This is a genomic window from Oceanobacillus alkalisoli (genome assembly GCF_021556485.1).
Classification (GTDB): Bacteria; Bacillota; Bacilli; order Bacillales; family Amphibacillaceae; genus Oceanobacillus; species Oceanobacillus alkalisoli.
The window spans coordinates 181,174-196,164 of record NZ_JAKGBW010000003.1; the positions used below are offsets into that span (position 1 = coordinate 181,174).

At 40.8% G+C, this 14,991-nt stretch carries 14 protein-coding genes; 1 reads left to right on the forward strand and 13 read right to left on the reverse strand.

Annotated features, from left to right (window positions below; translation table 11 throughout):
- Positions 1–11: 11 nt before the first annotated feature.
- The 3 genes from sdaAB to LZD48_RS04830 form a co-directional block, all read right to left on the reverse strand.
- On the reverse strand, positions 12–674 hold the full coding sequence (gene sdaAB, locus LZD48_RS04820; protein WP_235761603.1) for an L-serine ammonia-lyase, iron-sulfur-dependent subunit beta: 663 nt from the start codon (positions 672–674) through the stop codon (positions 12–14).
- Positions 675–805: 131 nt separating this feature from the next.
- A complete protein-coding gene (locus tag LZD48_RS04825) occupies positions 806–2,470 on the reverse strand; it encodes a DAK2 domain-containing protein (protein ID WP_235761604.1) in 1,665 nt (554 codons plus the stop codon).
- A gap of 131 nt (positions 2,471–2,601) precedes the next feature.
- Positions 2,602–2,964, reverse strand: coding sequence for an Asp23/Gls24 family envelope stress response protein (locus tag LZD48_RS04830; RefSeq protein WP_235761605.1), 363 nt, complete (start codon positions 2,962–2,964; stop codon positions 2,602–2,604).
- Positions 2,965–3,254: 290 nt separating this feature from the next.
- On the opposite strand from LZD48_RS04830, the gene rpmB reads away from it, so the two are divergent.
- Entirely contained in the window at positions 3,255–3,443 is a 189-nt protein-coding gene (gene rpmB / locus LZD48_RS04835; RefSeq protein ID WP_156855498.1) for a 50S ribosomal protein L28, read from the forward strand.
- A gap of 206 nt (positions 3,444–3,649) precedes the next feature.
- Here rpmB and spoVM read toward each other — a convergent pair whose 3' ends face one another.
- From spoVM to coaBC, 10 genes are all read right to left on the reverse strand, one after another.
- The gene (gene spoVM / locus LZD48_RS04840; protein WP_156855553.1) at positions 3,650–3,733 is read right to left on the reverse strand and encodes a stage V sporulation protein SpoVM; all 84 of its coding nucleotides are present in this window, start codon (positions 3,731–3,733) and stop codon (positions 3,650–3,652) included.
- Between the two features lie 39 nt (positions 3,734–3,772).
- Positions 3,773–4,426 (reverse strand): thiamine diphosphokinase, encoded by a 654-nt coding sequence (locus LZD48_RS04845; RefSeq protein WP_235761607.1) that lies wholly within the window; start codon positions 4,424–4,426, stop codon positions 3,773–3,775.
- Positions 4,427–4,429: 3 nt separating this feature from the next.
- Positions 4,430–5,089 (reverse strand): ribulose-phosphate 3-epimerase, encoded by a 660-nt coding sequence (gene rpe / locus LZD48_RS04850; protein ID WP_235761608.1) that lies wholly within the window; start codon positions 5,087–5,089, stop codon positions 4,430–4,432.
- A 1-nt stretch (position 5,090) separates the two neighbouring features.
- The gene (gene rsgA, locus LZD48_RS04855; protein WP_235761609.1) at positions 5,091–5,975 is read right to left on the reverse strand and encodes a ribosome small subunit-dependent GTPase A; all 885 of its coding nucleotides are present in this window, start codon (positions 5,973–5,975) and stop codon (positions 5,091–5,093) included.
- On the reverse strand, positions 5,976–8,033 hold the full coding sequence (gene pknB / locus LZD48_RS04860; RefSeq protein ID WP_235761610.1) for a Stk1 family PASTA domain-containing Ser/Thr kinase: 2,058 nt from the start codon (positions 8,031–8,033) through the stop codon (positions 5,976–5,978).
- Complete coding sequence (locus tag LZD48_RS04865) at positions 8,030–8,788, reverse strand: Stp1/IreP family PP2C-type Ser/Thr phosphatase (RefSeq protein ID WP_235761611.1); 759 nt, start codon at positions 8,786–8,788, stop codon at positions 8,030–8,032. The genes pknB and LZD48_RS04865 overlap by 4 nt, the downstream gene beginning before the upstream one ends.
- A gap of 186 nt (positions 8,789–8,974) precedes the next feature.
- Entirely contained in the window at positions 8,975–10,324 is a 1,350-nt protein-coding gene (gene rsmB, locus LZD48_RS04870; protein WP_235761612.1) for a 16S rRNA (cytosine(967)-C(5))-methyltransferase RsmB, read from the reverse strand.
- Between the two features lies 1 nt (position 10,325).
- Positions 10,326–11,267, reverse strand: coding sequence for a methionyl-tRNA formyltransferase (fmt, locus tag LZD48_RS04875; RefSeq protein ID WP_235761613.1), 942 nt, complete (start codon positions 11,265–11,267; stop codon positions 10,326–10,328).
- 42 nt (positions 11,268–11,309) lie between these two features.
- The gene (gene priA, locus LZD48_RS04880) at positions 11,310–13,718 is read right to left on the reverse strand and encodes a primosomal protein N' (protein WP_235761614.1); all 2,409 of its coding nucleotides are present in this window, start codon (positions 13,716–13,718) and stop codon (positions 11,310–11,312) included.
- The gene (gene coaBC / locus LZD48_RS04885) at positions 13,718–14,923 is read right to left on the reverse strand and encodes a bifunctional phosphopantothenoylcysteine decarboxylase/phosphopantothenate--cysteine ligase CoaBC (protein WP_235761615.1); all 1,206 of its coding nucleotides are present in this window, start codon (positions 14,921–14,923) and stop codon (positions 13,718–13,720) included. Before coaBC ends, priA begins: the two co-directional genes overlap by 1 nt.
- Between the last annotated feature and the right edge of the window lie 68 nt (positions 14,924–14,991).

The window sequence follows — 14,991 nt, forward strand, 5'->3', positions numbered from 1 at the left end:
TCCTTTCGATTCTAACTTTCTATTTTCGAAATCTGGATAATATGTTCTCTGGATTGTAATTCTTCCAATATATCGTCACTGACATTTTGATCGACTTCGATAACCATCAACGCTTCTTTGCCAACATCTTTTCTATTCACTTCCATATGACCGATATTGATTTCATGTTTCGCTAATATTTCGGTAACGGATGCAATCGTTCCAAAGCGGTCGTTATGCATAATCAAAATCGCCGGATGATTTCCGGAAAGCCTTAACTGAAAACCGTTCAATTCAGTAATTTCTACTTTTCCACCGCCGATTGAAATTCCGGTCAGTTCTAACTTGTCATTACCATCACCGATGAGAATCCTCGCAGTATTCGGGTGATCTACCCGTGAGTTGTCTTCAATGAATTCAATTTCCAAACCATTTTCTTTGGCAATATCCAGCGCTTTGCTCATCCGTAGGTCATCTGTTGCAAATCCGAGTAATCCTCCTGCAAGTGCAAAATCTGTTCCATGGCCTTTGTACGTCTTTGCGAAAGATTCATAGAGATAGATTTTCGCCCATCTCGGCTGTTTTCCAAATAAATTCCGTGCAGCAAGTCCAATCCGCGCTGCTCCTGCCGTGTGTGAGCTTGATGGCCCAATCATGACCGGTCCAATAATATCGAATACGGAATTATATTTCATTTTAACACCGCCTTTTATCGACTACTCATTTCCTCTACAATTATAGCAAAAAAGATTAACAGGTGCATAACTCTCGTTAAAAAACCGCCTCATACCAAGTTGATTTGGTATGAGGCGGTTGGTGATTTTGTTTACTCGACAGCGAAGATATAGGAATAGATTCGCTGTTCGCCGTTATGAACCTCAATTTCTACGTCTGCGAAATATTCTTCAACATAAGTTTCGATCTCAGCGACTTCCTCTTCTGTAACATCTTCACCATAAAGGATGGTCAAGATTTCATCGTCCTCTGTAATAAGTTCGTTTAATAATGATTTTACAGTTTCCTGTTTATTTTCATTAGATGTGATAATTCTCCCATCTTCAATCCCCATAAAGTGATTTTTTTCAATCGTTATTCCGTCAATTTGCGTGTCACGGACAGCATACGTGATTTGGCCAGTTTTCACTTCTTTACTAGCCGCCTCCATCGCTTCCTTGTTCGCTGATAATTCAGCATCCGGATCAAAGACGAGCATGGCACTGATTCCTTGAGGGATTGTCCTTGTTGAAACGACAGCGACATTTTCGTCAGCGATATCCGCTGCCTGTTCAGCTGCCATTTGGATATTTTTATTGTTTGGCAGAACAAGTACATTTCTTGCATGAGCTTTCGTGATCGCTTCTGCAATGTCTTTCGTGCTCGGGTTCATTGTTTGTCCACCTTCAATTACAACCGTAACTCCAAGACTTTCAAATAATGCCTTGAGTCCAGCCCCCATTGTAACGGTGACAATACCGTATTCGGCTTTTTCTTTTGGCTTATCCGTTTTTACTCTATTTCCAATAATCGCACTGTGTTGCTCACGCATATTCTCTATCTTCATGTTGATTAAGCTACCGTAGCGCTGACCGAGTGTTAAACAGTCTCCGGGTTGTTCGGAGTGGACATGCACTTTTACAATTTCATCGTCTGAAACAACAAGTAAGGAATCCCCCATTGTACTTAACGTCTCGCGGAATTCTTCCTCATTATATGGATGGTTTTTTAATTTATCGTCTTCAAATTTAACCATAAACTCTGTACAATATCCATAAACAATTTCAGATGTGTCCATGAAATCTTGCGTTATTTTATGATGTTCCGCATTCACAAGGTCTTCCATTCCTACATCAATCGTCGTTTCTTTTGGAAGTTCTTCCCCTTTAAGTGCGGCTAAGAATCCTTCATAAATTGTTACTAAACCTTGTCCACCCGAATCGACAACGCCGACTTCCTTTAAAACGGGAAGTAAATCGGGTGTACGTTTTAATGATGCTTTTGCTTCCACCAGGATTTTCTCCATTAGAGCAATGATATCTGTTTCCGTTTTCGCAATTTCCACTGCCTGAATGGCTGCGTCCTTTGCAACAGTAAGAATTGTCCCTTCAACAGGCTTCATCACTGCTTTGTACGCTGTCGTCACTCCAGCTTCAAATGCTTGCGCAAAGTCTTCCGCTTCTAATGTTTCTTTATTGTCCATCCCTCTACCAAATCCGCGGAAAATTTGCGACAGGATAACACCCGAGTTTCCTCGTGCGCCCATTAATAAACCTTTTGCAAATGCATTCGCAACAACGGAAACATTGTCTGAATCCGTTTGCTTCACTTCATTTACACCTGAGGTCATAGATAAATTCATATTTGTTCCTGTATCCCCGTCTGGTACCGGAAACACGTTTAATGCATCAATTTTTTGTGCATTGTTTGATAGGTGATGTGCCCCGGAGAGGATCATCTGTGCTAACAGACTACCATCCAACTTATGTATAGTCACCATACTTCCTCCTTAAATAAACCATGCCTAACTCCTGTTAACTGCTCATTTAGGTTAAGACTGTTCTATACTTTGTACGAAAACAGCTTAGAGGAGTTTAACAGGCAGTAAGCAATTCCATGTAGTTTTCATTAATCGTTAGCCACTCGGACTCCTTGAATGTATATATTTACTGAGTCAATGGATAGGCCTAAAGTTTGTTCCAGTGTATATTTCACTTGAGACTGCACATTGCTCGCAACCTCAGAAATTTTCGTGCCATAACTTACGATGATATATAAATCGATATGCAATTCTTCGTCTTCCTGACGAACTACGATTCCACGGGAATAATTCTCTTTCCTTAAAATTTCAGCGATCCCATCACGTATTTGACTTTTGGATGCCATTCCTACAATCCCGTAACATTCAACTGCTGTACCTCCCGCAATCGTTGCGATGACATCATTTGTGATTGTTACTTGACCATCGTTTGTGTGAAGTTCAATGGACATGAGGATCCTCCTTCATGATTTCTATTTCGTAAAAATAAAATAATAAATAAAGCCCTATCTTAATATTGATTTTATAAAGCATAAGGCTATTCTACTACAATCTATCCTTTTTTAAAAGTGAATGTGCGATTTACGAGCCGTTATTTTCTCTTCTTACAATGGCGGATTTTTTTCTATCTGTCAAGCGATTTTTCTTTGCAGCAAAAAATATTTCGTTGCATTATTGGTTAACTTGTGGTAAATTGTATAAGTATGAAATTCGACATTTGATATAGTAAGGAGGGAATGTCATGGCTAGAAAATGTGTTGTAACTGGACGTAAAACGAGCAGCGGAAATCTACGTTCTCATGCTATGAACTCCAACAGACGTAAATGGAAAGCAAATGTACAAAAAGTACGTATCATGGTAGATGGTAAACCTAAACGTGTATATGTATCTGCACGTGCTTTGAAATCAGGTAAAGTAGAGCGCGTATAGTCGCTCGAATTCCATGATGAATGGTATACATGTACAACCAAAAAAGTACTCTAATCCAAGAGTGCTTTTTTATTTTGTCCAAATTCTAAAATGGTAAACCAAGCTTTCTACCCAGCTCCGCAGACCTCAAGGAGAAGAAGGGTATGCTTGATCAAAGTAAGCAAAAAACACAGCTTCTGTCACGTGATGGACAAAAGCCGTGTTTTTTATTTATCTTTTTTAAATACACCCATGACCACTTTCACAAATCCACCAATAAACCTTGGGAGCTTAATCGTATAAAATTTAATTGGTTCCCCCTCCTTCGTACAAGCCAAGCTTCACGCCTCTTAAGAATCCCTACTCTTTATTAATAATAATATGCCTCGTCTGTACGAAAAATTCCCACTTTCGCGAGATAGTTCATTGGAGATGCAAAGGGTTGATCCCCAGGTGATTGTTTCGTTTTCCAGCGGATAATAAAAGCCTTTAAGTGTGATGCCTTCTACAATCTCGCTAAATGGAACAAAAGAAATGTACGGATAATCAGGATCTCTATTTATCGTATGTGTCCCAGGCTTTGTTAAGACCAATTGATTTTGTCTATCAATAATTTTTCCGTTTATCCCTTTTTCAAGAATTCGATATAATAGTTGAATGTTTATTAGTTCATGATCTTTTCTGCCAGCTGTCACTCCGAATAAAAGAATTGTTTCCGGGTGAAGCTCGAAAGCTTTGTTCAACGCTAGCTCTAGGTCTGTCTCATCTTTTTCACTTGGAAGTTTGTTAAAGTTATTTACTTTACACTGGATGCGTCTCATTTCTTCTGATGCAACCGAATCAAAGTCCCCTACCGCTTCAAAGAGCTTTAAACCGGAATCGATAATATGAAGAGCGCCCCGGTCTGCTCCAATCCACAAATCCACCGTATCCTTGTACGTAGTAAGATTGGGTAAAGCTTTTTCCGGCCCACTTCCTACAATTCCGATTGTAAGATGGTTCATGGATTACTCATTCCTTGTTGCGTCAACAATTGCCTCAATTGCTTGTTTTCTATCAGGCTGACTGAAAATAGCACTGCCAGCAACGAGGACATCTGCTCCAGCATCTGTACAAATCTTTGCGGTATCCGTATTGACGCCGCCATCCACTTCAATCTCAAAGGAAAGACCTATTTCTTTCCGCCAATTATCAAGCTGTCGAATCTTCTGCACGCTTTCCTCAATAAACTTCTGACCGCCAAAACCTGGATTTACCGTCATCACAAGTACCATATCAATATCTTTCAAGATTGGTAACAGAAGCTCTGCAGGTGTCGCTGGGTTGATCACTACCCCGGGCTTTACTCCATTGTCTCGAATCAGTTGGATTGTCCGGTGTAAATGAACACAAGCTTCCTGATGAACCGTAATAATATCCGCACCAGCTTTTGCAAATTCAGGAATATACTGATCCGGATTTTCAATCATCAAATGAACGTCAAGCGGGAGTTTTGTTACGGGGCGTATAGCTTCGACAATCAACGGTCCAATTGTAATATTAGGAACGAAATGGCCGTCCATCACATCGACGTGAATATAGTCAGCCCCATATGTTTCTACCTCCTTTATTTCATTACCTAACGTTGCAAAATCAGCAGATAATATAGATGGTGCAATTTTTACCATATTAATACCTCGGCTTTCTTAATGTAATTTCTTCTAGGAATCGTACATAATTTTCGTAACGCAAAGCGGCTATTTCACCTGAAGAAACAGCTGCCTTTACCGCACATTTCGGTTCTTTTAGATGCATGCAGCCCCTGAATTTACAATCCCCCAACAGTTTGCGGAATTCAGGGAAACAATGAGACAGTTCATTTGCTTCCAATGTCTCAAATTCGAGGGAGCTAAATCCTGGTGTATCTGCAACAAGCCCATGGTACATTTCAAGCAATTCAACATGTCTTGTCGTATGCCTCCCTCTCCCAAGGCTCTCAGAGATCTCGCCTGTCTTTAAATCCAGAGAATCATCGAGCATATTAAGTATCGAAGATTTTCCAACACCAGACTGACCAGCTATAACCGTAATGTGATCCTTGAAATAAGCTTCCAGAACGTTAAACCCTTGTTCGTCCTTCATCGATAACAACTCCGTACGATAACCAATATCCTCATATAACTTACGATATACTTCCATTTTTTCCTTTTCTTCGGCAGAAGCTAAATCCATCTTTGTGATAAAAATAACCGGCTGGATGTTTCTCGACTCGATAAGTACTAAAAAGCGATCCAGTAAGGTCTGATTGAAATCAGGTGCTTTTGCGGAAGTAACAATAATAGCTTGTGTGATATTGGAAATTGGCGGCCGGACGAGTTCATTCGAACGAGGCATAATTTCCATGATATAGCCCTCATTCGGATTTTCATACTCGAATGTAACAAGGTCTCCGACAAGGGGGGTGATCTTTTGATTACGAAATACCCCTCTGCCGCGGCACTGATAGATTGCTCCATCTTCTGTCTTCACATAATAGAAGCCACTTAACGCTTTAATAATTCTGCCTTTTGCCATTTAGTCACCCTCTTCGTAAGATACTACATCATTTGTTACGATTTCATCGTCTCTCGTAATGATATATTCCGCCTCATCATTGTAAGCAATGAGCAGTGTGAAGGTTACTGGAGTATCTTCTGTAATGGTTAACTCTTCATAAACATCGGAAACATTGTTATTCACATCTCCAATATAGATTCGTACGGTCTGTTCTACCGGTTCTTCAGGTGTCTCTTCTTCAGGGTTCTCTTCCTCTGTTTCCTCATCTTCATTTATCCCTGTATAAGGAACAGTAAGAGTAATCCGATGAGAAGTCGGCGGTATTTCACGCGGTCCGGTGGATATATATACATCAACCGATGCTCCTTCCTCAAGTTCCGTGCCGGATTCAGGAGATTGCCGTATTACTTTGCCTTCCTCCACATTATCCGAATCCTCTTCACGTTTTTGAAATACAAGATTATTTCTATCTAAATAATCTTTTGCTTCTTCTTCTGTCATACCAGTTAAATTATTTAAACTGATTAACTCTGGACCAATACTGACTTCGAATATGACACGCGTTTCACTTGGGATAACCTCTGTATCTGGTGACGGTTGAAGCTGGTCTGTTATTTCTCCGGATGGTTGATCAGAATGTTTTTCTACGGTTAAAATATTCTCTGGATCAAATCCTTCACCCTCTAAAATCTGTATCACTTGATCAAGGTCTTGTCCAACATAATCCTCCATCGGGAATCGTTCTTTTCCTTCACTTACAGTTAATGTTACAGTTGATTCTTCTTTCACCGTACGTCCGGCAGTCGGATCCATAGAAACAACATGACCTTCTTCAACTTCATCAGAGAATGTAAGTTTTTGCTCGACAATCAGATTTAAATTCTCCAGCTGTTCTTTTGCATCCTCATATTCTTCTCCGACCACGTCAATAAGCTCAACATCTTTTGGTAACAGAATTCCTGGTACAAAAAATAACACAACGGCAGTAGCGGCAAGCAAGACGAAGAGAATACTCAAGATGAGCAACCACTTCTTCTTTCTGCTTTTTTTCTTCTTTTCTTTCGGTTTCTTGTCTTTCTTTTTCTTTCCTTCTCCATCTGCTTCTGGAGGGTAAGCTTTCGTTGTGCCATTTGGCTTACTTATAATTGTTTCCTCATTTTCAGACCCATGAAACTGATCATCGGTTATGATCGGTATCGCTCGTGTTTCTTCACCGACCTCTACAGGTGGTTCGTAAGGCGGTTCATTCAGCCGATCCGGATCTAACGCATGATTAATCGCATCTTCAAGCTCGTAGATGGATTGGTAACGGTGGAACGGGTCTTTTGCAGTTGCTTTCAGTACAATATTTTCCACACTTTGCGGAATATGTGGATTATATTGCCTAATAGATGGTGTTTTACTTTGTAAATGCTTCAATGCAATTGATACGGGTGATTGACCGGAAAAAGGTAATCGGCCGGTTAATAACTCGTAAAATAGAATACCGATTGAATAGATATCTGATTTCTTTGTTGCCATTCCGCCTCTGGCCTGTTCCGGTGACAAGTAATGAACCGAACCAAGAATGGAATTCGTTTGAGTCAGTGATGTGGCACTTAACGCAATCGCAATTCCAAAATCAGTAACCTTTGCTTGCCCGAAACTGTTCATGAGAATATTTTGCGGTTTAATATCACGGTGGACGATATCATTATCATGAGCGTGAGCAATGGCAGAGCTAATTTGCTTCACAATATCTACCGCTTCATTGACCTCAATTGGACCTTGCTGTTGTATGTATTCTTTCAATGTTAGACCATCAACATATTCCATGACCATGTAAAGAATGTCTTCTTCTTCCCCAACATCAAAGATATTTACAATATTTGGATGAGTTAGGCTTGTTGCAGCTTGGGCTTCCCTGTCAAAGCGGGTTATAAATTCCGTATCATTAATATATTCACTACGGAGTGCTTTAATTGCCACATCACGCTCTAAAATCGTATCACGCGCGAGGTACACTTCAGCCATACCGCCGCTACCAATCTTTTTAATGATTTTGTAGCGTTCATTTAATAGGTGGCCTTGTCTCATTCCATTTCACCCGCTCTCACTGTCTGTTCATGATGTATAAGTGCGATTGAGATATTGTCCTCTCCACCACGCTCGTTTGCAAGACCAATTAATTCTTCACCAGTTTCCTTAAGAACAGCTGGTTTAGACAGGTAATTTTCCAGTTCTGCATCTGTTAATTTATTGGTCAATCCATCGGAGCATAGTAACAGTTTATCTTCCACTTCCCAAACAATTGTTTGAATCTCACATTCTGTCATTACTTCCGTTCCAAGTGCACGTACTAAAACGTTTTTTCTTGGATGGTAGGCTGCATCATCAGGTGAAATTTGTCCGGCGCGAAGCAATTCATTTACTAAAGAATGATCCTCTGTAAGTTGTTTCAGCGCACCATTATTGTATAAATAACCGCGACTGTCGCCGATATGAGCAACTGTAATGAATTCATCTGTGCAGGCAGCAAGAACAACAGTAGTACCCATGCCTTCCAGCTCTTCCTGTTCTTTTGCTTTTTTAAAAATGATAGTATTTGCCTCTTGAATTGCTTCGTTTATCCATTTTTCGAGCTCGGTTGCTTGTTCGAAGCCTCTTTCCTTTTCCCATTTCTGTTGAAGCAGATTTGTTGCAAGTTCGCTCGCTACCTCCCCTCCAGAATGTCCTCCCATTCCATCAGCGACAATTGCGAGCACTTGTTTTGCTTGGTTATAAAAAATGCCACCTGAATCTTCATTCTGATTCCTGACCTTGCCGACATCAGTTAGAAAGTATGCTTCCATGTTGACCCCCCCTTAATCTAAGCTTCTTTGATAAAGTGAAACTTCACTCAGTTAGGGGCTTTTTTCCCCACGGAGTGTTAGTTGAACAGAATCGGGCGTTACCTCCCACCTAAACTTTCTCGAAGACCCTAAAGTTTAGGTGGGAGTTTTACGGACGATTACACCGGGATAAATTTTAAAATTGTTTCAAGTTCCTTTCCTTAAACGGGTTAGAAAGAAACCGTCAGTACCGAAACTTTGCGGGAAAAGTTGAAGACCATACTCGGTGACACCGATAGAAGACTGTAATTCTTCCGGTAGCTCCTTGAAGAAATCAGCATCGACGGTAAAGTCAGGATTTTCTTTAAGAAAACTTTTGATCACCTGTTCATTTTCCGTTTTTTCTATCGTACATGTACTATAAACGAATAAACCGTCATTCTTTAGTAAATCAGCAACATGATTGAGGATATCAAGTTGAATTGTGTGCAGCCTTTCAATATCCCGTTCCGACTTTTCATATTTAATTTCCGGTTTGCTGTTGATTACGCCTAGCCCTGAACAAGGGGCATCGACAAGAATCCGGTCAAAACTTGCTTCGGCATATTTCTCCTTTAATTTACGGGCGTCGTGGGCTGTTGCTTGAATGATAGATAGATCCAACGTTTTCTGTTTGTCTTCAATGAGCTTCACTTTCTTCTGATGCAGGTCATGAGCATAAACGGCTCCTTCATCAAGCATTTTCTCAGCAATATGTGTTGCTTTTCCGCCCGGAGCACTGCATGAATCAAGGACATCCATTCCAGGTTCAGGTTTTAACACCTCAGCAACTAACATGGAACTTTCATCTTGAATCGTCAGCTTCCCTTGTTCAAATAATTTACTCGAGAGTACATTCCCTTTTTGAATTAAAATTCCTTGATTCGAAAACAGGGATGGTTTTACAGTAAACCCTTCTTGTCTCAGTTCTTCCATTGCTTCTTCGCGGGATATTTTTAATGGTTGAATACGTACAGACATTGGCTTCTGTTTTAAATTTGCTTGGCAGATCGCTTCTGTTGTTTGAAAACCGTATTGTTGAATCCAGCGGTTCACGAGCCATTCTGGGTGACTCGTCTCAATGGAAAGTCTTTTTACTGGATCTTTTATCTCACTTATTTCACGTACACCATTTCGCTGGATATTTCGCAAGACCCCATTAATAAAACCTTGAATGCCGCGATGCCCTTTTTTCTTCGCAATTTCAACTGCTTCATGAATGACGGCGTGGTCCGGAATCTTGTCCAAATAAACCATTTGATAAACAGACATCCGTAATAGCATTCTTACCCAGTCATCTATTTTTTTATTCGGGTCAACATACTTGAAAAGGTAATAATCGAGCGTCATTTTCCTTTCTAATGTTCCGTAGATAATCTGTGTCAAAAGAGCTTCATCTTTCGGGTTCAATTCTTTTTTCTTTATTTCTTGATTAATTAATAAATGACTGAAACCATGATCCTTTTCAATCCGTACTAATAATTCCAGTATTAAGTTTCTTAGTTTGGCTGTCTTCATCTCATTCTCCTAAACGTACACCGACTTGAATCCGGTCAACTGACCCTTGAAGGAAATCTTTCACATGCATTCTCGTTTTTCCTGCTGGCTGAATTTCTGTAACGCGAATTCCTTTTTTATCTCCGCAAACGACAACGAAATCAGCTTGATCGTTTTTGGCTACAATTACTCCTGGCTCACCATCATACGTTTTGTCATCGGTTTCTCCCCACCATATCTTCATCGTTTTCCCAAGATAAGTCGTATAAGCAACTGGCCATGGATGTAAGCCACGGATTTGATTGTAAATTTCTGCACTACTCTTATTCCAATCAATCCATTCATCTTCCCGTTTAATATTTGCAGCGAATGTCGCTTGCCCTTCTTCTTGAGTGATTGGTGTCAGCTGTTTGTTAAACAGTTCTGGTAAAGTTTCGATTAATAATCTCGCTCCAGCTTCTGATAATTTATCATGCAGGATGCCGACATGGTCGTCTGCAGCAATTGGTACTGTAACTTGTGTCAGTATATCTCCTGCATCAAGTTTCTCAACCATGTACATAATCGTAATCCCAGTTTCTTTTTTGCCCTGAACAATAGCATGATGAATCGGTGCACCGCCACGCAGATCTGGAAGTAAAGAAGCATGAACGTTAATACAGCCAAATGGCGGGGCTTCGAGCAGTTCATTCGGCAGTAATTGGCCGTAAGCGGCTGTTACTATTATATCCGGGTTTACATCAATAATTTTTTGGTAATCATTTCTCAACCGTTCAGGCTGGAACACCGGCAGTCCTAACTCTTCTGCAGCTTGTTTAACTGGAGATGGGGTAATAACCCGTTTTCTCCCCTTAGGTCTATCTGGCTGAGTTACGACTAAAACAATCTCGTACGCCTCCCTGGCTAGCGCTTGGAGAATTGGTACCGAAAAATCCGGTGTACCCATAAATACGATTTTTTTCATCGGTTATACCTACTTTCTATTCTTGACGATGATTGGATTAAATTACATCATCTGATAAGGTTGCATATCTACAATAATTTGTAAGTCATGTTTTTGAATCTGTTCCTTAAACTTGTTCGTAATTTCTTGAATAAAGGTGCGTAACTCTGGTTCGTGCTTGTATTTTACCATGCATTGGTAACGATATCTATCCTTAATACGCGGGATTGGCGAAGGTGTAGGACCAAGGATGATTGTTTCCGGGCCTACTTTCATCACCAACTCTTGGACAAACTGCTGTGTAGCCTGTACAACTTGTACATGGTTCTCGTGGGTAATGGTGATTAGCACCAAATAATAGTAAGGCGGGTAACGGAATGCTCTTCGTATCGTCATTTCTTTTTTATAAAAATCTTCAAAGTTATACTCACTTGCAAGTTCAATACTGTAATGGTCCGGTGTGTAAGTCTGGACGATTACTTCTCCAGGCAGCTCATGTCTTCCTGCACGTCCGCTCACCTGGGTAAGCAGCTGAAACGTCTTTTCAGATGAACGAAAATCAGGCAAGTGCAGCATAGAGTCGGCTGTGAGTACGCCAACCAATGTGACATTTTCAAAATCAAGTCCTTTTGCGATCATTTGCGTGCCTAAAAGTATATCTGCTTTATGTTCACTGAACTCGCGAAGCAGCTTTTCATGGGCGCCTTTTCTTCTTGTCGTATCTACATCCATCCGGATCACCTGGGCTTCAGGGATTAATTGGGTCAGTGATTCTTCCACTCGCTGTGTTCCAGTGCCGAAATAGCGGATTAAGTCACTGGAACACTCCGGGCAATTGTTTGGCACCGGTTCTTCATAGGAGCAGTAATGGCATTTCAGTAGATGACTATTCTTATGATAAGTTAAGGCGATATCACAGTGCGGACATTCTTTTACATGGCCACAATCGCGGCACATAATAAAGGTCGAGTATCCTCTTCTGTTTAAAAGCAAGACGATTTGTTCACCTTTTGCGATACAGTCTCTTATTTTTTCCATGAGCAAGCGGGAAAACATCGTCCGATTTCCTGCGTGGAGTTCACTCCGCATGTCGACGGTAAGCACTTCAGGAAGCGGCTTATCGTTCGTCCTTTTTGTGAGCGTTGCTAATTTATATACTCCTTTTGCAGCTCTAGCATAAGATTCAAGGGTTGGAGTAGCGCTCCCTAGAACAACTGGAAAGTTTTGATCCATCCCTCTTTTGATCGCAACGTCTCTTGCATGATAGCGGGGCTGATCTTCTTGCTTATAGCTAGTCTCATGTTCTTCATCAATAATGATAATCCCGAGGTTTTCAAATGGGGAAAAAATAGCGGAACGGGCTCCGACAACGACCTGCACTTCTTTACGTTGGATTTTCCGCCACTCATCAAACTTTTCACCTGCTGACAATGCACTATGCATGACAGCTACATTCCTGCCGAATCTTCCTTTGAATCGCTTTACCATCTGGGGGGTCAGGGAAATCTCAGGGACGAGTACAATCGCTTCTTTCCCTTTTTTGATCACTTCTTGAATCGCCTGCAAGTAGATTTCCGTTTTCCCGCTGCCGGTTACACCATGGACGAGAATCACTTCATGTTCATTATTTTCAATACTCGCTAGAATCGGTTCGATCGATTGCTGTTGTTCCGCTTTTAGCGGAAGCGGCACTGTCCGTTCGATTGCATCGTCATTATATGGATTCCGGTATGTTTCTTTTCGGTATGTATCGAGAAGTCCTTTCTCCACTAATGCTTTTACCGTATTTGTCGTCGTTCCAATCGTTTGCAGTAATGATTTTTGTTTTATCTCCTGCGGGTTCTCGATGAAAAATTCAATAATCGCACGTTGTTTCTTTGCTGATTTGGGTAAATAATGTAAATCTTCTTCCAATAAATGAATTCCTTTTTTTGGGAACACCATTGTTTCAAACTTCTTTGTGATTTTCGACTGGACGATATAATCAATTTGAACTTCTCCAGCCTCTATTGCTTTTTTCAAGATTTGATAGCTTAACGCAGAAGCTTCAAACTCTTCAAATGGAATGACACCCCGACCTTGGAATAAATCTTCCAGTTCTTCTGATAGTGTTTCTTCACTTAGGCGGCTAATTTCTTTCTTATATTTCGACTTCAGCACTTGAGGCAGCATTACTTGCAGCGCAACGATGGAAAGAGATAATGTATGGTGAGCCAGCCATTTACCCAGATCAAGCAATTCCTTTGTTAGAACGGGAACTACGTCTAACACTTCCTCAATTGGTTTTAGTTTCGTAAAGGATGAAGTATCGGTGATTTCTACAACAAAGCCCATAATCTTTCTCGGACCAAATGGAACAATAACACGCATACCTGGTGTCAGTACCTGCGTGTAGCGGTCTGGTATTTCATAATCAAAGGTTTGGTCGATGGCCGCAGAAGGCACATCGACGATTACTTTTGCTACATTCACTATAACTCATCCTTCATATCACGAATAATAAGCTTCCATAAATTTTCTGCGATTGCTTTTTTGGATGCTAACGGCAAACTTTCTTCTTCTAGTGCTCGATTTAAATAGGTAACGATGTTCGTATCTCCTGCAAAACCCGCTCCTTCAGAAGAAACATTGTTTATGACAATGGCATCAAGGTTTTTCTGTTCTAATTTACCTTTTCCGTATTCAAGCAGATTTTCGGTTTCTGCTGCAAAACCAACAAGAAACTGATGGTGTTTCTCTTCACCTAGAGACTGGAGTATGTCTTTCGTTCGCTCCATTTCAATAACGAGATCTTCTCCTGACTTTTTCATTTTTTCCTTAAATGTTTGTTTTGGGCGGTAATCTGATACGGCTGCTGCTTTTATCACGATATCACTTTCCGGGAAATATCGAAGAATCGCTTGATACATCTCTTCTGCAGAAACGACATCTATTCGCTTAATCATTGGATTTGCCATCTGATTATCTGTAGGTCCGGCTACTACAGTCACTTCCGCACCAAGTGCCGCTGCAGCTTCAGCTAAAGCAAAGCCCATTTTCCCTGACGAACGGTTGGATAAAAAACGAACGGGGTCAATAACTTCACGCGTTGGTCCAGCAGAAATTAAAACGCGTTTTCCTTTTAATGGCTCGTCCTTTTGTTGATGATTCTCGACTACTTCAATAATTGTTTCTGGTTCTTCGAGTCTGCCTTTGCCAACATAACCACATGCCAAATACCCGGCACCCGGTTCGATGAAATGGTATCCCCATTCATCCAATTGCCGCATATTTTCAATTACGGCAGGATTTGCATACATATGCACATTCATAGCAGGAGCAATATACACTTCCGCCCGTGTCGCAAGGAGTGTAGTAGACAGCATGTCATCTGCAAGCCCATTCGCCATTTTTCCAATAATATTCGCTGTTGCTGGAGCAATTATCGCAATCTCTGCCCAGTCAGCCAGATCAATATGAGCTATTTTTGCTGGATCCTTTTCATCAAATGTATCGATATATACAGGGTTTCTGGATAAGGCTTGGAAGGTGAGCGGCGAAACAAATTTCGTTGCATTTTCCGTCATCAAAACTTTTACATTTGCACCTTTTTGTGTCAGCTTACTCGTCAGCGCACAAGCCTTGTAAACAGCAATCCCACCTGAAATTCCCAACAAAATATTCTTTCCTCTAACCACAATCAAAAACCCCCTTCTCAACTCCCTTAAGTTTAACATATTTAACAACAAAAGCGGAAGCGTGCGCT

Bases quoted from the DNA above. Each gene is read 5' to 3' on its own strand.
- rpe (WP_235761608.1), bottom strand. From the start codon at position 5,089: ATGGTAAAAATTGCACCATCTATATTATCTGCTGATTTTGCAACGTTA.
- rpmB (WP_156855498.1), top strand. From the start codon at position 3,255: ATGGCTAGAAAATGTGTTGTAACTGGACGTAAAACGAGCAGCGGAAAT.
- pknB (WP_235761610.1), bottom strand. From the start codon at position 8,033: ATGAGACAAGGCCACCTATTAAATGAACGCTACAAAATCATTAAAAAG.
- sdaAB (WP_235761603.1), bottom strand. From the start codon at position 674: ATGAAATATAATTCCGTATTCGATATTATTGGACCGGTCATGATTGGG.
- LZD48_RS04845 (WP_235761607.1), bottom strand. From the start codon at position 4,426: ATGAACCATCTTACAATCGGAATTGTAGGAAGTGGGCCGGAAAAAGCT.
- rsmB (WP_235761612.1), bottom strand. From the start codon at position 10,324: ATGAAGACAGCCAAACTAAGAAACTTAATACTGGAATTATTAGTACGG.
- LZD48_RS04830 (WP_235761605.1), bottom strand. From the start codon at position 2,964: ATGTCCATTGAACTTCACACAAACGATGGTCAAGTAACAATCACAAAT.
- rsgA (WP_235761609.1), bottom strand. From the start codon at position 5,975: ATGGCAAAAGGCAGAATTATTAAAGCGTTAAGTGGCTTCTATTATGTG.
- LZD48_RS04865 (WP_235761611.1), bottom strand. From the start codon at position 8,788: ATGGAAGCATACTTTCTAACTGATGTCGGCAAGGTCAGGAATCAGAAT.
- fmt (WP_235761613.1), bottom strand. From the start codon at position 11,267: ATGAAAAAAATCGTATTTATGGGTACACCGGATTTTTCGGTACCAATT.